The sequence below is a fragment of the Roseicyclus persicicus genome (assembly GCF_012395815.1).
In the GTDB taxonomy this organism is placed as follows: Bacteria; Pseudomonadota; Alphaproteobacteria; order Rhodobacterales; family Rhodobacteraceae; genus Roseicyclus; species Roseicyclus persicicus.
On record NZ_JAAZQQ010000002.1, the window covers coordinates 134,237 to 151,059 of the forward strand.

The 16,823-nt window shown below is 72.7% G+C and carries 15 protein-coding genes; 13 read left to right on the plus strand and 2 right to left on the minus strand.

Annotation, left to right across the window (positions count from 1 at the left end):
* The first annotated feature begins 20 nt into the window (after nucleotides 1–20).
* The 7 genes from coaBC (at nucleotide 21) to HCU73_RS05915 (ending at nucleotide 7,094) form a co-directional block, all read left to right on the plus strand.
* Entirely contained in the window at nucleotides 21–1,217 is a 1,197-nt protein-coding gene (gene coaBC, locus HCU73_RS05885; protein WP_168622505.1) for a bifunctional phosphopantothenoylcysteine decarboxylase/phosphopantothenate--cysteine ligase CoaBC, read from the plus strand.
* Nucleotides 1,218–1,265: 48 nt separating this feature from the next.
* Nucleotides 1,266–1,733, plus strand: a complete 468-nt coding sequence (gene dut, locus HCU73_RS05890; protein ID WP_168622506.1) for a dUTP diphosphatase — start codon at nucleotides 1,266–1,268, stop codon at nucleotides 1,731–1,733.
* Nucleotides 1,733–2,788: a HesA/MoeB/ThiF family protein gene (locus tag HCU73_RS05895; protein ID WP_168622507.1), complete on the plus strand. Its 1,056-nt coding sequence runs from the start codon at nucleotides 1,733–1,735 to the stop codon at nucleotides 2,786–2,788. Before dut ends, HCU73_RS05895 begins: the two co-directional genes overlap by 1 nt.
* A gap of 70 nt (nucleotides 2,789–2,858) precedes the next feature.
* Nucleotides 2,859–3,650, plus strand: coding sequence for a substrate-binding periplasmic protein (locus tag HCU73_RS05900; RefSeq protein ID WP_168622508.1), 792 nt, complete (start codon nucleotides 2,859–2,861; stop codon nucleotides 3,648–3,650).
* A gap of 57 nt (nucleotides 3,651–3,707) precedes the next feature.
* Nucleotides 3,708–4,505, plus strand: a complete 798-nt coding sequence (locus HCU73_RS05905) for an amino acid ABC transporter permease (RefSeq protein WP_168622509.1) — start codon at nucleotides 3,708–3,710, stop codon at nucleotides 4,503–4,505.
* 78 nt (nucleotides 4,506–4,583) lie between these two features.
* On the plus strand, nucleotides 4,584–5,018 hold the full coding sequence (locus tag HCU73_RS05910) for a DUF4399 domain-containing protein (protein ID WP_168622510.1): 435 nt from the start codon (nucleotides 4,584–4,586) through the stop codon (nucleotides 5,016–5,018).
* A gap of 57 nt (nucleotides 5,019–5,075) precedes the next feature.
* The gene (locus HCU73_RS05915) at nucleotides 5,076–7,094 is read left to right on the plus strand and encodes a M3 family metallopeptidase (protein ID WP_168622511.1); all 2,019 of its coding nucleotides are present in this window, start codon (nucleotides 5,076–5,078) and stop codon (nucleotides 7,092–7,094) included.
* A 15-nt stretch (nucleotides 7,095–7,109) separates the two neighbouring features.
* Here HCU73_RS05915 and HCU73_RS05920 read toward each other — a convergent pair whose 3' ends face one another.
* Nucleotides 7,110–7,769 carry an SH3 domain-containing protein gene (locus tag HCU73_RS05920; RefSeq protein WP_168622512.1) on the minus strand — a complete coding sequence of 220 codons (660 nt, stop codon included), beginning with the start codon at nucleotides 7,767–7,769 and terminating at the stop codon, nucleotides 7,110–7,112.
* Nucleotides 7,770–7,930: 161 nt separating this feature from the next.
* Here HCU73_RS05920 and HCU73_RS05925 point away from each other — a divergent pair, with 161 nt between their 5' ends.
* From HCU73_RS05925 to HCU73_RS05945, 6 genes are all read left to right on the plus strand, one after another.
* Entirely contained in the window at nucleotides 7,931–8,917 is a 987-nt protein-coding gene (locus HCU73_RS05925; protein ID WP_168622513.1) for a 2-hydroxyacid dehydrogenase, read from the plus strand.
* A complete protein-coding gene (locus HCU73_RS05930) occupies nucleotides 8,914–9,795 on the plus strand; it encodes a hypothetical protein (RefSeq protein WP_168622514.1) in 882 nt (293 codons plus the stop codon). Before HCU73_RS05925 ends, HCU73_RS05930 begins: the two co-directional genes overlap by 4 nt.
* Nucleotides 9,796–9,828: 33 nt before the next feature.
* A complete protein-coding gene (locus HCU73_RS05935; protein WP_168622515.1) occupies nucleotides 9,829–10,923 on the plus strand; it encodes an NAD(P)/FAD-dependent oxidoreductase in 1,095 nt (364 codons plus the stop codon).
* 79 nt (nucleotides 10,924–11,002) lie between these two features.
* Nucleotides 11,003–11,458, plus strand: a complete 456-nt coding sequence (locus tag HCU73_RS18695; RefSeq protein ID WP_239025467.1) for a hypothetical protein — start codon at nucleotides 11,003–11,005, stop codon at nucleotides 11,456–11,458.
* Complete coding sequence (locus HCU73_RS05940; RefSeq protein ID WP_338051996.1) at nucleotides 11,455–12,129, plus strand: DUF938 domain-containing protein; 675 nt, start codon at nucleotides 11,455–11,457, stop codon at nucleotides 12,127–12,129. The genes HCU73_RS18695 and HCU73_RS05940 overlap by 4 nt, the downstream gene beginning before the upstream one ends.
* Nucleotides 12,130–12,213: 84 nt before the next feature.
* Entirely contained in the window at nucleotides 12,214–14,022 is a 1,809-nt protein-coding gene (locus tag HCU73_RS05945; protein WP_168622517.1) for a patatin-like phospholipase family protein, read from the plus strand.
* A 100-nt stretch (nucleotides 14,023–14,122) separates the two neighbouring features.
* Here the strand turns inward: HCU73_RS05945 and HCU73_RS05950 are convergent, their stop codons facing one another.
* A complete protein-coding gene (locus tag HCU73_RS05950; protein ID WP_168622518.1) occupies nucleotides 14,123–16,624 on the minus strand; it encodes a GcvT family protein in 2,502 nt (833 codons plus the stop codon).
* Between the last annotated feature and the right edge of the window lie 199 nt (nucleotides 16,625–16,823).

The following is a 16,823-nucleotide window of genomic DNA, read 5'->3' on the forward strand; positions in this document are numbered from 1 at the left end:
TCAACGGGAACGGCGCGGACATGCTGGCGGACAGGCGGATCCTTCTCATCATCGGCGGCGGCATCGCGGCCTACAAGGCGCTGGACCTGATCCGGCGCCTGCGCGAGCGCGGGGCATCCGTTGTGCCGGTGCTGACGCGGGCGGCGGAGGAATTCGTCACGCCGCTGTCGGCCTCGGCGCTGGCGGCGGAAAAGGTCTACCGCGACCTCTTCGACCTGACCGACGAGGCCGAGATGGGGCACATCGAGCTGTCGCGCTCGGCGGACCTGGTGGTGGTGGCGCCGGCGACGGCGGACCTGATGGGCAAGATGGCGGCGGGGCTGGCCAATGACCTGGCCTCGACCGTGCTGATGGCGACGGACAAGCGGGTGCTGATCGCGCCGGCGATGAACGTGCGGATGTGGGAGCATCCGGCGACGCGGCGGAACCTGGCGGTGCTGCAGGGCGACGGGGTGCTGGTCGTGGGGCCCGCCGAGGGGCCGATGGCCTGCGGCGAGTTCGGGCCGGGGCGGATGGCCGAGGTGCCCGAGATCGTGGCGGCGGTGGAGGCGGCGCTGGGCGCCGGGCCGCTGGCCGGGCGGCACGTGCTGGTGACCTCGGGGCCGACGCATGAACCCATCGACCCGGTGCGCTACATCGCCAACCGGTCCTCGGGCGCGCAGGGGACGGCGATCGCTGCGGCGCTCAGGGACCTGGGCGCGCGGGTGAGTTTCGTGACGGGGCCGGCAGCCGTGCCGCCGCCGGCCGGGGTGACGGTGGTGCGGGTGGAGACGGCGCGGGAGATGGCCGACGCGGTCGCGGCGGCTCTTCCGGCCGAGGCGGCCGTCTTCGCCGCGGCGGTGGCCGACTGGCGCGTCGCCAATGCCGCCGGGCAGAAGATGAAGAAGGACGGGACCGGGCGCCTGCCGGCGCTGGAGTTCGCGGAGAACCCGGACATCCTGGCGACGGTGGCGCGGATGGGCGAGGGGCGGCCGCGGCTGGTCGTCGGTTTCGCCGCGGAGACCGAGAGCGTGGAGGCCCATGCCACCGCCAAGCGGGCGCGCAAGGGCTGCGACTGGATCGTCGCCAACGATGTGTCGCCGGGGACGGGGATCATGGGCGGGGCCGAGAACGCGGTGACGCTGATCACGGCCGACGGCGCGGAGGTCTGGCCGCGGATGGGCAAGGACGCGGTGGCGCGGCGTCTGGCCGCGCGCATCGCCGAAGCCTTGTCCTGAGCGGGACGCGGCGCAAGTGCGTATTTGGAGAAAGATGAAGGGGGCGGTGTGGCCGTTCTGATCGAGATCCTGCGCGAGGACTGGGCCGACCCGTCGGTGCCCTTGCCCGAGCACGCCACGGCGGGGGCGGCGGGGGCGGACCTGCGCGCGAACCTCCTGCCGGGGGACCGGGCGCTGGGGCTGCTCCTGAAGCCCGGGGGGCGGGTGCTGGTGCCGACGGGGCTGCGGGTGGCGGTGCCCGCGGGCTACGAGATGCAGATCCGGGCGCGGTCGGGGCTGGCGGTGCAGCATGGCGTGGCGCTGGCCAATGGCGTCGGCACCATCGACAGCGACTACCGGGGGCCGCTGGGCGTGATCCTGGTGAACCTTGGCAGCACCGCCTTCCGGGTGCGGCACGGGGCGCGGATCGCGCAGGCGGTGATCGCGGCGGTGGCCGCCGCGCGCTTCGCACCGGTGGAGGCGCTGGACGCCACGGCGCGCGGCGCGGGCGGGTTCGGATCGACGGGGCGGGACTGATGCTGTTCGTGTTCGGCCTGGCGGCGTTGATCTGGGGCATCGGGGCGCTGATGCGGGCGCCGGTCCAGGCGCGGCTCTACATGCTGGGCCTGCTCTATGTCGCGGTGCTGGCGGTGCAGGTGGCGCTGCCCGAGGGGCACCCCCTGCGGGAGACGACGGGCGGGTCGCCGGCGCTGTGGCTGCTGCTGGGCGCGGCGCTGGTCATGGCGCTGGTCTACCGGGCGGGGCTGCGGCGGCTGCGGGCGCGGGCCGAAGCGAGGGAGGCCGCGCAGGCGGCCGCGGCGCCGGTGCTGCCGAGGGGGCCGTTCTCCGACGAGGAGCTGGAGCGCTATGCCCGCCACATCACCCTGCCCGAGATCGGCGGCGGCGGGCAGCGGGCGCTGAAGGAGGCGAAGGTGCTGGTGGTCGGCGCCGGCGGCCTCGGCTCGCCCGCGCTTCTCTACCTCGCCGCGGCGGGGGTGGGGCGGATCGGGGTGATCGACGCCGATACCGTCAGCCTGTCGAACCTGCAGCGGCAGGTGATCCACACCGACGACCGGCAGGGGATGCCCAAGGTGTTCTCGGCCGAGATGGCGATGAAGGCCCTGAACCCGCATGTCGACGTGCGCCCCTACAACCGGATGCTGACGGACGAGATCGCGCCGGCGCTGTTCGCCGACTACGACCTGATCCTCGACGGCACCGACGCCTTCGCCACCCGCGCGCTGGTGAACCGGGCTGCCGTCTCGGCGGGGCGGCCGGTGCTGGCTGGCGCGATCTCCGCCTGGGAGGGGCAGGTGACGCTGTATGACCCCGCCGGCGGCGCGCCCTGCATGGCCTGCGTGTTCCCGCAGGCGCCCGCGCCGGGGATGGCCGCGACCTGTGCCGAGACCGGCGTGATCGGCGCGCTGCCGGGGGTGGTCGGGTCGATGATGGCGCTGGAGGCGGTGAAGGAGATCGCCGGCGCCGGGCAGGGGTTGCGCGGGCGGATGCTGATCCACGACGCGCTCCACGGCGAGAGCCGGGTGATCGTGCTGAAACGGCGGGCAGACTGCCCGGTCTGCGGCGGGGTCTGACGGCGCCCCCTTGCCGCCGCCGCGGCCCGCGCCATACTGCGCGCCAATCACCAACCAGGGAGCCTGACCCATGATCCGCACCGCCGCCGCGCTGGCGCTGTCCGCCGCGCTGATCCCGATGACCGCCGCCGCGCAAGACCTGCCCGACCTCGGCGGGATGGAGGTCGTCGTCGTCACCGAGAACGCCTATCCGCCGCTGCAGTTCATCGAGCCCGGCACCGGCAACGCCATCGGCTGGGAATACGACGCGCTGGCGATCATCGCCGAGCGCATCAACATCACGCCGGTGATCGAGAACATCAGCTGGGACGCCATGATCCCCGCCGTGGCCGAGGGCCAGTACGACATGGGCATGACCGGCATCACTATCCGTGCCGACCGCGACGAGCTGGTGGATTTCTCGGCGCCCTACATGGTCAGCCAGATGCGGATGCTGGTGCGCGCGGGCGAGGACCGGTTCACCGACGCCGCCAGCTTCGCCGCCGACGCCGACCTGCTGATCGGCACGCAGGCGGGCACCACGCCCTTCTACGTCGGTGTCTACGACGTGCTGGACGGCAACGAGGCGAACCCGCGGCTGGTGCTGTTCGAGACCATCCCCGCCGCGATCCAGGCGCTGATCGCGGGCGACGTCGACATGGTGCTGTCGGACAGCGCGGGCGGGCAGGGCTATGTCACCGCCAACCCCGAGACGCTGGCGATGATCGGCGAGCCGCTGGGGACCGAGGAATTCGGCTTCATCTTCCCCAACGACAGCGAGCTGGTGCCGGCGATCAACGCCGCCATCGAATCGATGCGCGCCGACGGCACGCTGGCCGAGCTCGACCAGCGCTGGTTCGTCGACTACGTGCTCGGCCAGTAACGGGCGACGCCCTTGGCACCGCACCGGCCCCGCGCCGGTGCGGTGCCGTCTTTCAGGATGATCCCTTCCGCGCCCCCCGACCGCGATTTCCCCTGGTGGCTCGTGGCCCTGATCGGCCTCGGGCTTTTCGCGCTGTGGCGGATGCTGACCGATGACGTCTACGTCCAGCTGATCGGCACACTCAGGCAGGGGGTCGTCGTCACCGTCATGGTGACGCTGGTGGGCTTTGCGATGGCGTCGGCCGTGGGCCTCGGCCTCGCCGTGATGAGCCTGTCGCGGAGCCTGATCCTCAGGCAGGTCGCGCGGTTCTACATCGAGGTGATCCGGGGCGTGCCGATCATCGTGCTCCTGCTCTACGTCGCCTTTGTCTTCGCGCCCGCGCTGGTGGCGGCCTACAACTGGGCGGCCGAAGGGCTGGGCCGGGACCCGATCCGCACCCGCGACTTCCCGCTCCTGTGGCGGGCGATCATCGCGCTGGCCATCGGCTATTCCGCCTTCATCGCCGAGGTGTTCCGCGCCGGCCTGCAATCGGTCGACAAGGGCCAGATCGAGGCCGCCAACGCGCTGGGCCTGAACCGCTGGCAGCGGTTCCGCCTCGTCGTGTTCCCGCAGGCGTTCCGCACGATCCTGCCGCCCCTTGGCAACGATTTCGTGGCGATGGTGAAGGACTCGTCGCTGGTGTCCGTCCTCGGCGTGCTGGACGTGACGCAGCTCGGCAAGGTCACGGCCGCGTCGAACTTCCGCTATTTCGAGACCTACAACGTGGTCGCGCTGATCTACCTGTCGATCACGGTGACCCTGTCGATCCTGCTGCGCCGGCTGGAGCTGCGGCTGCGGCAGGGGGCCGATCGGTAGGACGGGACAGCCGGCCCCCGCGCGCTACCTTCCCCTACGTCAACGGGATCGTCCCGCAGACGCAAGGGAGGACTGATCATGAAGAGACTGCTGTTCGCCGCGCTGCTTGCCGCGGCCACGCCTGCCTTCGGGCAGGGAATGCCGGCGCCCGAGGGGGCGCAGGTCTATTTCATCGGCCTCGCGGACGGCGATACCGTCACCGCGCCCGTCACCGTCCGTTTCGGCCTGTCCGGCATGGGCGTCGCCCCCGCCGGGACCGATGCGGCCAACACCGGGCATCACCACCTGCTGGTCAACCGCCCGCCCCTGGGCGAGGGGCCGGACGGCGCCGACGAGCTGCTCTACGGCCTGCCCGCCGACGACAACCACCGCCATTTCGGGGGCGGCCAGACCGAGGTGACGCTCGATCTGCCCCCGGGCAGCCACACGCTGCAGCTGGTGCTGGGCGACATGAACCACGTGCCGCATTCCCCGCCCGTGGTCAGCCCGGTGATCACCATCACCGTGCAATAACCCCTCGCAGGGCCGGGCCGCCCGGCCTATGTCTCGGGGCAAAGGAGATTTGCCCCGATGACCAACCCGCTGCTCGCCCCCTGGGACACGCCCTTCGCCCTGCCGCCTTTCGACAAGATCGCCGACGCCGATTTCGCCCCCGCGATGGAGGCCGCGCTGGCCGAGGGCCGCGCCGCGATCCGGGCGATCGCCGAGAACCCCGAGGCGCCCACGTTCCAGAACACCATCGAGGCGCTGGAGCTGGCCGACGCCACGCTCGACCGGGTGGCGGGCGTCTTCTACAACCTGGCCGGCTCCGACTCGAACCCCGCGCGCGAGGCGCTGCAGCGGGACTTCGCGCCGAAGCTGTCGGCCTATTCCTCCGAGATCACCAACAACGCGGCCCTCTTCGCCCGGATCGACGACCTGTGGCAGCGGCGCGAGACGCTGGGCCTGACCGACGAACAGATGCGGGTGCTCTACCTCACCCACCGCTCCTTCACCCGCTCGGGCGCGGCGCTGGAGGGTCCGGCGCGCGACCGGTTGACCGAGGTGAAATCGCGGCTCGCCGTGCTCGGCACCGAGTTCACCCAGAACCTGCTCGCCGATGAACGGGAGTGGTTCATGCCGCTGACCGAGGCCGACCTCGACGGCCTGCCCGATTTCGTCGTGACCGCGGCGCGCGAGGCGGGGCGGGAAAAGGGGCAGGACGGGCCGGTCGTCACGCTGTCGCGCTCGCTGATCGTGCCGTTCCTGCAGTTCAGCCCGCGCCGCGACCTGCGGGAAAAGGCCTACCGCGCCTGGACCGCGCGGGGGATGACCGGCGGCAAGACCGACAACCGCGCCATTACCGCCGAGGTCTTGGCGCTGCGCGAGGAACGCGCGCGGCTCCTCGGTTACGACAGCTTTGCGGCCTACAAGCTGGAAACCGAGATGGCGGGCAGCCCGCAGGCAGTGCGCGACCTGCTGATGCGGGTCTGGGAACCCGCCCGCGCGCAGGCCGAGGCGGACGCGGACAAGCTTGCCGCGATGCTGCACGAGGACGGGATCAACGGCGAGCTGGAGCCCTGGGACTGGCGCTACTACGCCGAGAAACGCCGCGCGGCGGAGCATGACCTGAACGAGGCCGAGCTGAAGCCGTATTTCCGGCTCGACGCCATGATCGAGGCCAGCTTCGACTGCGCTCACCGCCTGTTCGGGCTGGAGTTCCGGCCGCTCGACGTGGCGCTGTATCATCCCGACGCCCGGGCCTGGGAGGTGACGCGGAACGGGGACCACGTCGCCGTCTTCATCGGCGACTATTTCGCCCGCGGGTCGAAGCGCTCGGGCGCCTGGTGTTCCGCGATGCGCAGCCAGAAGAAGCTCGGCGGCGACACGCGGCCCGTCGTCGTCAACGTCTGCAACTTCGCCAAGGGCGACCCCTGCCTGTTGTCCTACGACGACGCCCGCACGCTGTTCCACGAATTCGGCCACGCGCTGCACCAGATGCTGTCCGACGTGACCTACGGTTCGATCAGCGGCACCAGCGTGGCGCGCGATTTCGTGGAACTGCCCAGCCAGCTCTACGAGCACTGGCTCGAGGTGCCCGAGGTGCTCGACCGCCACGCCCGCCACGCGACCACCGGCGCGCCGATGCCGCCCGCCCTGCGCGACCGGCTCTTGGCGGCGCGGACCTACGACATGGGGTTCCAGACGGTGGAATACGTCGCCTCGGCGCTGGTCGACCTCGATTTCCATGACGGCCCCGCCCCCGCCGACCCGATGGCCGCGCAGGCCGGGACGCTGGCCCGGCTGGGGATGCCGCGCGCCATCGGGATGCGCCACGCGACGCCGCATTTCGCCCATGTCTTCGCCGGCGACGGCTATTCCAGCGGCTACTACAGCTACATGTGGTCCGAGGTGATGGACGCCGACGCCTTCGAGGCCTTCGAGGAGGCCGGCAGCCCCTTCGACGCCGACACGGCGGCCAGGCTGGAACGCTTCATCCTGTCGGCCGGCGGCAGCGCCGAGGCGGACGCGCTCTACACCGCGTTCCGGGGCCGGATGCCGGGGGTCGAGGCGCTGCTGAAGGGGCGGGGGCTCGACCGGGCGGCCTGAGCGGGCCGCGCGCGGTCAGTCGAACTCCTCGCCGGGGTCGACGCCCCACAGGGCGTCGGCCTCGACCCAGCCGCGGTAGCCGCCGACCTCCATCTCGCACCAGCCGGCGTGGCACTGGCGCAGCTCGCCGATCACGTCGCGCTCGGCCTCGGCCCGGACCAGGGATTGCCGGTCTGGGCGGGCATGGAGCGGCAGCATGTCGGCCTCGACGATGGCGGTGCGCACGCCCGACAGCAGCGTGTAGTGCATCCAGCCGCCGGCGCCGTCGCGGTCGATCACGCGGCGCCAGTGGCCGTGCTCGGCCACCACCATCACCGGCATGTTGCGCCGGGTGAACACCCAGTCGATGCGATGGCTGCGCGACGGGCCGCGGCGGGCGTTGGCCTCGGCCGCCTTGATCGACACGTAGCGCGGCAGCGGGAAGCCGGTCACCGGCCCCACCCGCGGCGCGGCGGCAAGGCTGGCGGGCGTCGCGGCCGGCGCGGGGGCCGCCGCCGCCGCGGCGGGGAGGGCGTCGGGGGCGACGGGCGCGGCGGTCGCCACCGCGACCAGCTCGGTCGGGCGCGGCTGCGGTTGCGTCGCGGGGCGGTCCTGCGCCCATGCGGGGGCGATCAGCCCCAGCATCACGCCCGCGATCACGGCCACGCCGCCGCGCCAAAGCCCTGCCTTTTGCATTCCGCTCGTCTCTGCCCTCGGTCCCCGCGTCCTTGGTCCGCGCGGGGTGGTCCGCTGTGACGGGAACCCGGGGGGATGCGGCCGCAGCGCGGCTTGCACCCCCGGTCCCGATCGGAGAGTGTCATGGCCGAGGCCGGAACGCCAGCGAAGGGAAGGGTCTGATGCCAGCTCAGCGGTTGAGTGTTGTCGTGACGCGACGGTTGCCCGAGGTCGTCGAGACCCGGATGACCGAGCTGTTCGATGTCGAGCTGCGCGACGAGGACACCCCGATGACCCGGGGCGAGCTCGTCGCCGCGATGCAGCGCGCCGACGTGATCGTCCCCTGCATCACCGACCGGATCGACGGCGGTATGCTGGGCCAGGCGGGCGACCGGCTGAAGCTCATCGCCAACTACGGCGCGGGGGTGGACCACATCGACGTGGCGACCGCCCGCCAGCGCGGGATCCTGGTGTCGAACACGCCCGGCGTGATGACCGACGACACCGCCGACATGGCCATGGCGCTGATCCTCGCCGTGCTGCGCCGTCTGCCCGAGGGCATGGCGGTGATGCAGGAGGGGCGCTGGGACGGCTGGGCGCCGACGGCCTTCATGGGCGGGCGCGTGGCGGGCAAGCGGCTGGGCATCCTCGGCATGGGCCGGATCGGGCAGGCGGTGGCGCGGCGGGCCGCGGCCTTCGGGATGCAGGTGCACTACCACAACCGCCGCCGGGTCCACCCCGACATCGAGGCGGCGCTGCAGGCGACCTGGTGGGAAAGCCTCGACCAGATGATCTCCCGCATGGACGTGATCTCGGTCAACTGCCCGCACACGCCCTCGACCTTCCACCTGATGAACGCCCGGCGGCTGAAGCTGATGAAGCCGCAGGCGGTGATCGTGAACACCTCGCGCGGCGAGGTGATCGACGAGAACGCCCTGACCCGGATGCTGCGCGCGGGCGAGATCGCGGGCGCCGGCCTCGACGTGTTCGAGCGCGGCCGCGAGGTGAACCCGCGCCTGCGCGAGCTGCCGAACGTGGTGCTGCTGCCGCACATGGGCTCGGCCACGCGCGAGGGCCGGATCGAGATGGGCGAGAAGGTGCTGATCAACATCAAGACCTTCGCCGACGGGCACCGGCCGCCGGACCTGGTCGTGCCGAGCATGTTGTGAGCCTGCGCCGGGGGCTGCTCCTCGGCCTTCTGGGCCTCGTCGCCCTGGCCATCGGCCTGTGGGAGCTGTCGGGCCGCGGATCCCTCAACCCCGCGCTGCCGCCCGCCACCGCGGCCGCCGAGGAGATCGCGGCGACCACGGCAGGCGTCTATGTCTCGCTCCGCATCATCAATGCCGCGCTCTCCACCGCGCAGGAGGTCGAGGTCGGCGCCTCGGTCGGCGCGCAGGCGAGCCTGCAGCCCCTGAAGGTGCTGGAGCCGGTCGACGACACGGTGGAACGGGTGGCCGACGTGGTCTTTGCCGTCGCCGCGGGGGCGGCGCTCGCGACGGTCGGCTTCGCGCCCGTGGCGGCGCTGGGCCTCTGCCTGCTCGGCCTCGGCTGCCTCGCGCGCGCGGCCTCGGGCTGGCCACTCTGTGCCGCGCTGGGGTCTCCCGGCGCCTACGCGATCCGGCTGGGGGCGGTGCTGGGCCTCGTGCTCCCCCTGGGGTTCGCCGCGGGGGTGGGGCTGGGCGAACGGATCACTGCGCCGCAATGGGCGCAGGCGATGGCCGAGCTGGACGCCGTCACGACCGAGGCGCGCATCCTGATCGGCGGCGGCAGCGGCGAGGCCGTGGAGGTGCCGGCCGAGGCCCCCGGCGGGGGCTTCCTGTCGCGGTTGGGCGGCGGGCTGCAATCGGCGGCCGACGGGGTCGGCGAGGCGGTCGATGCCGTGGCTCGCTACCGCGACGCGGCGACGCTCATGATGACCCAGGCCGACACGCTCTTCGGCGCCTCCCTGACCCTGATCGGCATCTTCGCGCTGCGTGTCCTCGTGCTGCCCGCGCTCCTCCTGTGGGGCGCGGTGGCGCTGATGCGGCGCAGCGCCGGGGTGGTCTAGACAGCGCCGCGCGCCCGTGGCACCGATCCGGCCATGACCCAAGACTCCACTCATGATTTCCTCGTCATCGGCGGCGGCATCGCCGGCGTGTCGGCCGGGGCGCGGCTGGCCGAGCTCGGCTCCGTGCTGCTGCTCGAGGCCGAGCCCGCGCTCGCCTACCACGCCTCGGGCCGGTCAGCCGCGCTCTACGAGTCGCAATACGGCCACGCCGTCACCATCGCCCTCAACCTCGCCTCGCGCGAAGATCACGACACGCTCGACGGCGGCGTCCTCAGCCCGCGCGGCCTGATGCTGCTGGCGGCCCCGGGTGAGGAGGAGGTCTTTGCCCGCGACGTCGCCAAGATGGGGCTCGACCGGATTTCCGCCGAGGACGCCGTCGCCCGCGTGCCCGCGCTCGACCCCGCCGCGGTCGCGGGGGCTGCCGTCCACGACGACGCTTGGGACATCGACACCGACCGGCTGGTGCAGCAGTTCGTCCGCATGATCCGCGCGCAGGGCGGCCGGGTCGAGACCGGCGCGCCCGTCACCGCCATCGCCCGCACGCGGGACGGCTGGGAGGTGACGGCCAGGGGCGCGGTCCATGCCGCGCGCATCCTCGTGAACGCCGCCGGCGCTTGGGCCGACCGCGTCGCCGCGATGGCGGGGATCGCGCCCATCGGCCTGACGCCGCTCCGCCGCTCGGTCGCGCGCATCCCCGCGCCCGCGGGCATGGACGTGTCCCGCTGGCCGATGCTCCTCGGCGCCGGCGAGACCTGGTACGCCAAGCCCGATGCTGGGCAGATGATCGTGTCGCCCGCCGACGAGGACCCGGTGGCCGAACCCCACGACGCCTGGCCCGAGGACATGCGGCTGGCCGAGGGGATCGCGCGCTACCAGGACTTCGTGACCGAGGAGGTGACGCGGCTGACCTCCAGCTGGGCGGGCCTGCGCACCTTCGCGCCCGACCGCGCGCTGGTGCTGGGCCCCGAGCCCGCCGACCCGGGCTTCGTCTGGGTCGCGGGGCAGGGCGGCTACGGCTTCCAGACCGCGCCCGCCGCCTCGCGCCTCGTCGCCGACCTGGTGGGCGGGCGCGCGCCGCAGCTGGACGCGGCGACCGTCGCGGCGCTGGCCCCGGCGCGGTTCCGCTGATGGTGGGGAAACCCGCCGGTTCCCTTTCCCCCGTCCGCGGCCTAGCCTGCGGCCTGACCCGAACCACGAAGGACTCGCCATGACCCGCACCCTTGCCCTCGCCCTCGCCGCCACCCTGCTGGCGCCGCTGCCCGCGCTCGCCCAGTCGCAGCTCGACCGGATGGAGGCCGTGTCCGAGCGCGCCAACGTGCTGCTGAACGAGGCGCTGGTGGCGCAGTATCCGGCGCTCGCGGGCAACCTGCCCGCGCCCGAATGGGACGACGAGGTGCGCGGCGCCTATGCCTGCGTGCTCGACGGCTTCGTCGCCGCCTCGGGCGAGGCCGCCGTCGACGACATGCTCGACCAGGCCGAGGCCGCCATGGAGGGCGCCACCGCCGAGACGCTGATGTCGGGCGCGATGGACAACATGGTGCAGCCGCCCGCCGGCATGACCGACCAGCAGGCGCAGGCCCTGATGGGCAGCTGCGGCGTGGTCGAGATCATGATGACCCGCATGGCCGAAAGCGGCGCGATGTCGATCATGATGCAGCAGTGATCCGGCGGCTCGACCTGCCCGACGCGCCGGCGCTGGCGGAGACGGAGGCGGAGGCGGCCGAGGCCCGCCTCTCGGCCCCCTCCGCGCTGCGCAACCGCGATGCGATCTGCGCCGAGCTGCGGCGGCTGGCCCCGCCCGCGGGCCGCGCGCTGGAGATCGCCTCGGGCACGGGCGAGCACGTGATCCGCTTCGCCGCGGCGCTGCCGGGGCTCGACTGGCAGCCGACCGACCCCGACCCGGCCCGCCGCGCCTCGATCGCGGCCTGGGCCGCCGGGGCGGGGCTGCCGAACCTGCGCCCGCCGCTGCCCCTCGATGCCGCGCGGCCCGGCTGGGCCGACCGGCACGGCCCGGTCGACCTCGTGGTGCTGGTGAACCTGCTGCACCTGATCTCGCGCCCCGAGGCCGACGCCGCGCTGGCCGAGGTCGCGCGGGTTCTGGCGCCGGGCGGCGTTTTCGTCCTCTACGGGCCCTTCCTGCGCGACGGGGCGGCGACCAGCCCGGGCGATGCGGCCTTCCACGCCAGCCTGCAGGCGCAGGATCCGGCGATCGGCTACAAGGACGTGATCGACACCTGCGCGCATCTCGTGGCCTGCGGCCTGCGCCACGTCGAGACGGTGGCGATGCCGGCCAACAACCTGCTGCTTGCCTTCGACCGACCCCGGCAGAAGTGACGTAGCGAACCTGTCGCCATCGCCGCGGCGGCGGCTTATCGTGCCCCGACGTCACGGTCGGGAAAGGCAAGGGGGGACAAGACCATGGGATCATCGGAGGCGGTCGCGCCGCAGGGGCTGTTCGCCATCCTGCAGGCGTCGGCGCTGGAGGGGCTGGAGCAGGAGCGCGTGGGGCGCGGCACCCGGCTGATCGAGGCCGGCACCGCGGCGGACGCCATGTACCTCGTGCAGACCGGCCGGTTTCGGGTCGAGCGCGACGGGGTCGAGCTGGCCGAGATCGGCGCCGGCTCGGTGATGGGCGAGATCGCCTTCTTCACCGGCGGCCTGCGCACCGCCGACGTGATCGCCGCCCGTGACAGCGTCGTCTACCGCCTGACCCGCGCCGAGTACGAGGCGCGCTGTGCCGAGGCGCCGGGCCTCGCCCGCGCCATCGCCGCCGAGCTGGCCCAGCGCCTCGCCGCCACCTCGGCCCGCGTGCCGCGCGACCCGGGCCGCCCCCCGGCGCGCACCTTCTGCGTGCTGCCGGCCGCCGGCGCGCCGCTGTCGGCGCGCTTCGTGCCGGCGCTGGCCGAGGCCATCGGCCGCCACCACGCGGTGGCCGTCGTCGGCGAGGCCGAGTTCCGCGCCGCCCTCGGGCCCGGCGCCGACCCGGCCGGCGCCGAGGCGGTGGCCTGGCTGAACGACCAGGAACGCCGCGCGGGCGTGGTCCTGTTCGTCGCCGGCCCCGAGCCGACGCCCTGGTCGATGGCGGCGCTGCGGCAGGCCGACGAGGCGCTGTTCGTGGCGCAGGCGGTCAGCTTCGCGCCGCCCTCGGAGCTGGAGCGCATGGCGCTCGGGATGCTGCCCGAACACCAGCGGCGGCTGGTGCTCCTGCACCCGCACCGGATGCAGAAGGCGACCGGAACCGGGCGCTGGCTCGACAGCCGGCCGGTCGCGCTGCACCACCACGTCGCCCTGACGGCCGACGGCGCCGACATGGCGCGGCTCGGCCGGTTCCTCGCCGGCCGCGCGATCGGCATGGTGCTGTCGGGCGGCGGCGCCTTCGGGGTCGCCCATGTGGGCGTCTGGCGCGCCATGGAAGAGGCCGGCCTGCCCGTCGACATCGTCGGCGGCACCTCGGTCGGCAGCGCGATGGCGGGCGCCATGGCGCTGGGCGTGCCTGCGCTGGAGATCGGGCCGCGGGTCGAACAGATCTTCGTGAAGTCGGGCGCCATGCGCCGCGTCACCGTGCCGAAATACGCCTTCCTCGACCACAAGGTGCTGGATGCCGCCCTGCAGGAGCACTACGGCGACGGCCCGATCGAGGACCTCTGGCTGCCCTTCTACGCCGTGGCGGCCGACCTCTCGACGATGACGCGCCGGACGCTGCGCCGCGGGCCGCTGTGGGAGGCGGTGCGCGCCTCCTCGGCGATCCCGGGCATCCTGCCGCCTTTCTTCACCTCCGAGGGGGGGATGCTGGTGGATGGCGGCTGCATCGACAACATGCCGTTCCGCGACATGCACGGGCTCAAGACCGGGCCGAACGTGGTGGTCAACGTGCAGAAGGACACCAGCGCCCCGGTGCACGTCGACTACGACAGCCTGCCGGGGCGGGCCGAACTCCTGAAGCGGACCGTGCTGCCCTTCGGCAAGCGCGCGCCGCGGGCGCCGGGGGTGATCTCGACCGTCATGCGCAGCCTGCTGGTGGGGCAGGGCGCCACCCACCGCGGCCTCAACGCCGACGACCTGCACGTCCGCCCGCCGGGCCTCAAGGGGGCGGGCTTCCTCGCCTGGTCGCAGCACCGGCTGTTCTACGAGCTGAGCTACCGCCACGCGCAGGAGGAGGTCTTTGCCGACCTGCCGACGTCGCAGGACCCCGCCAAGGCCGCGCTGCGGCGCGCCGCCGGGCTCTGACCGCGGCAGCCTCTTGCAAGAGGCTGCCAGAGCCTTGCAAGGCTCTGGCGACATCCTTGCAAGGATGTGGGCAGGATCTTGCAAGATCCTGCCCGCGCCGTCACCCGTCCGCGCGGATGCGGGCGTTCCGCGGGTCGTAGGGGCTGTCCTCGACCACCTCGGCGTCCCACAGCTCGCGGAACATGCGGACCTTGAGCTTCGTGCCCACGGCGGCGAGGTCGGGGCGGACATAGCCCATGCCGATCTGGGTGCCGAAATGCACCGACCAGCCGCCCGAGGTCAGCCGCCCGATCTTCTGCCCGTCATGCAGCAGCGCCTCGCGCCCCCAGGGGTCGGCGTCGGCCGGCCCGTCGATCCGCAGGGTGACGCAGGCCGCGCGGATGCCGGTCTCCAGCATCGCCGCCTTGCCGGTGAACTCCTTGTCCAGGTCGACGAAGCGGTCGAGCCCCGCCTCCAGCGGCGTCGCGTCGCGCCCCAGTTCCGTGCCGAAGGCGCGGTAGGATTTCTCCTGCCTCAGCCAGTTCTGCGCCCGCGCGCCCACCGGCGTCAGCCCGTGCTTTTCACCCGCCAGCATCAGCTGGTCCCACAGGTAGTTCTGCATCTCGATCGGGTGGTGCAGCTCCCAGCCCAGCTCGCCCGTGTAGGCCACCCGGATCGCGCGGACGGGGCACATGCCCAGCTCGATCTCGCGCATCGACAGCCACGGGAACCGCGCGTTGCCCAGCACGGTCCCGGGCTCGCAGTCCCTCACGATCTCCTTCAGCACGTCGCGCGACGCCGGCCCCGCGATGGCGAAGACGCCCCACTGCGTGGTGACGTCGTGGATGTCGATCCAGCCGCCGCCGGCGCCCATGAAATCCTCGGCCGACTTGCGCAGGTAATCCGCGTCGTAGGCCGTCCACGCCCCGGCGGAGACGAGGTAGTATTCGTGCTCGGCCAGCCGGACGATGGTGTATTCCGTCCGCACCGTGCCGTGGTTGGTCAGCGCGTAGGTCAGGTTGATCCGGCCCACCTTGGGCAGCTTGTTGCAGGTGAAGCGGTCGAGGAAGGCGGTGGCGCCGGGGCCGCGCACCAGGTGCTTGGTGAAGGCGGTCGCGTCGATCAGGCCCGCGCGCTGCCGGATTGCCTCGGCCTCGGCCTTCGCGAAGGCCCACCAGCCGCCGCGGCGGAACGACCGCGTGTCGTGGTCGTAGCCCTTGGGCGCGTCCTTGGGCCCATAATAATTCGGCCGTTCCCAGCCGTTCACCTGCCCGAACTGCGCCCCCATCGCGCGCTGCCGGTCATAGGCGGGCGCGGTGCGCAGCGGGCGGCAGGCCTCGCGCTCCTCGTCGGGGTGGTGGAGGATGAAGACGTGCTCGTAGCACTCCTCGTTCTTCCGCGCGGCGTACTCGGTCGTCATCCAGCTGCCGTAGCGCTTGGGGTCGAGCGCGGCCATGTCGATCTCGGCCTCGCCCTCGACCATCATCTGGGCCAGGTAGTATCCCGTGCCGCCCGCCGCCGTGATGCCGAAGGAAAACCCCTCGGCCAGCCACATGTTGCGCAGCCCCGGCGCCGGCCCGACCAGCGGGTTGCCGTCGGGCGTGTAGCAGATCGGGCCGTTGTAGTCGTCCTTGAGGCCCACCTCCTCCGAGCTGGGGATGCGGTGGATCATGCTCATGTATTCCGCCTCGATCCGCTCCAGGTCGAGCGGGAAGAGGTCGGCGCGGAAGCTGTCGGGCACGTCGTAGAGGAACCGCGCCGGCGCGCCCCGCTCGTAGGGCCCGAGGATCCAGCCGCCGCGTTCCTCGCGGACATACCACTTGGCGTCCGCGTCGCGCAGGACGGGGTGCTCGGGGTTCGACTTGCGCCACTCGACCAGCGCGGGGTCGGGCTCGGTCACGATGTACTGGTGCTCGACCGGGATCGCGGGGATCTTGATGCCGAGCAGCCGCGCGGTGCGCTGGGCGTGGTTGCCGGTCGCCGTCACGACATGTTCGGCGGTGATCACCACCTGCTCGTCCGACGGCACCAGGTTGCCGCCCTTCTCCTCCATCTTCGTGCAGGTCACCTGCCAGTCCGACCCCGTCCAGGCGTAGCCGTCGACCTGCCACTTCCGCTCGATCGCGACGCCGCGCTGGCGGGCGCCCTTGGCCATCGCCATGGTCACGTCGGCCGGGTTTATGTAGCCATCGGTGGGGTGGTAGATCGCGCCCTTCAGGTCCTCGGTCCGCACCAGCGGCCAGCGCGCCTTGATCTCGTCGGGCGTCAGCCACTCCAGCGGGATGCCCACGCTCTCGGCCGTCGAGGCATAGAGCATGTATTCGTCCATCCGGTCCCGCGTCTGCGCCATGCGCAGGTTGCCGACGATCGAGAAGCCCGCGTTCAGCCCGGTCTCGGCCTCCAGCGTCTTGTAGAACTTCACGCTGTAGTCGTGGATGTGGCTGGTCGCGTAGCCCATGTTGAACAGCGGCAGCAGCCCCGCCGCGTGCCAGGTCGATCCGCTCGTCAGCTCGTCGCGCTCCAGCAGCATCACGTCGTCCCAGCCCGCGCGGGCGAGGTGGTAGGCGATCGAGGTGCCGACGGCACCGCCGCCGACGACGAGGGCTTTGACATGGGTCTTCATGGGGTGCGGGTCCTGCGGCCGAAGGGTCTGGCCCTGCTTGCCCGAGCGCGGCCCGCCGCGCCACGCCCACCCGACCTTATGCGGTGCGAAAGCGACATGGGGCGCGGTGGCGCGATCACCGCGCCGGCCGATGACGCCCGTCAATGTGGGGGTCCGTCCTCGGCCCGAGGATGCGCTGGCCGCGGGAACGCGGCCCCCC

What these genes read in the sequence shown, in the direction of transcription:
- HCU73_RS05905 (WP_168622509.1), top strand. Translation starts at nt 3,708, where the DNA reads ATGATCCCTTCCGCGCCCCCCGACCGCGATTTCCCCTGGTGGCTCGTG.
- HCU73_RS05935 (WP_168622515.1), top strand. Translation starts at nt 9,829, where the DNA reads ATGACCCAAGACTCCACTCATGATTTCCTCGTCATCGGCGGCGGCATC.
- HCU73_RS18695 (WP_239025467.1), top strand. Translation starts at nt 11,003, where the DNA reads ATGACCCGCACCCTTGCCCTCGCCCTCGCCGCCACCCTGCTGGCGCCG.
- HCU73_RS05915 (WP_168622511.1), top strand. Translation starts at nt 5,076, where the DNA reads ATGACCAACCCGCTGCTCGCCCCCTGGGACACGCCCTTCGCCCTGCCG.
- coaBC (WP_168622505.1), top strand. Translation starts at nt 21, where the DNA reads ATGCTGGCGGACAGGCGGATCCTTCTCATCATCGGCGGCGGCATCGCG.
- HCU73_RS05900 (WP_168622508.1), top strand. Translation starts at nt 2,859, where the DNA reads ATGATCCGCACCGCCGCCGCGCTGGCGCTGTCCGCCGCGCTGATCCCG.
- HCU73_RS05945 (WP_168622517.1), top strand. Translation starts at nt 12,214, where the DNA reads ATGGGATCATCGGAGGCGGTCGCGCCGCAGGGGCTGTTCGCCATCCTG.
- HCU73_RS05950 (WP_168622518.1), bottom strand. Translation starts at nt 16,624, where the DNA reads ATGAAGACCCATGTCAAAGCCCTCGTCGTCGGCGGCGGTGCCGTCGGC.
- HCU73_RS05895 (WP_168622507.1), top strand. Translation starts at nt 1,733, where the DNA reads ATGCTGTTCGTGTTCGGCCTGGCGGCGTTGATCTGGGGCATCGGGGCG.
- HCU73_RS05920 (WP_168622512.1), bottom strand. Translation starts at nt 7,769, where the DNA reads ATGCAAAAGGCAGGGCTTTGGCGCGGCGGCGTGGCCGTGATCGCGGGC.
- HCU73_RS05925 (WP_168622513.1), top strand. Translation starts at nt 7,931, where the DNA reads ATGCCAGCTCAGCGGTTGAGTGTTGTCGTGACGCGACGGTTGCCCGAG.
- HCU73_RS05910 (WP_168622510.1), top strand. Translation starts at nt 4,584, where the DNA reads ATGAAGAGACTGCTGTTCGCCGCGCTGCTTGCCGCGGCCACGCCTGCC.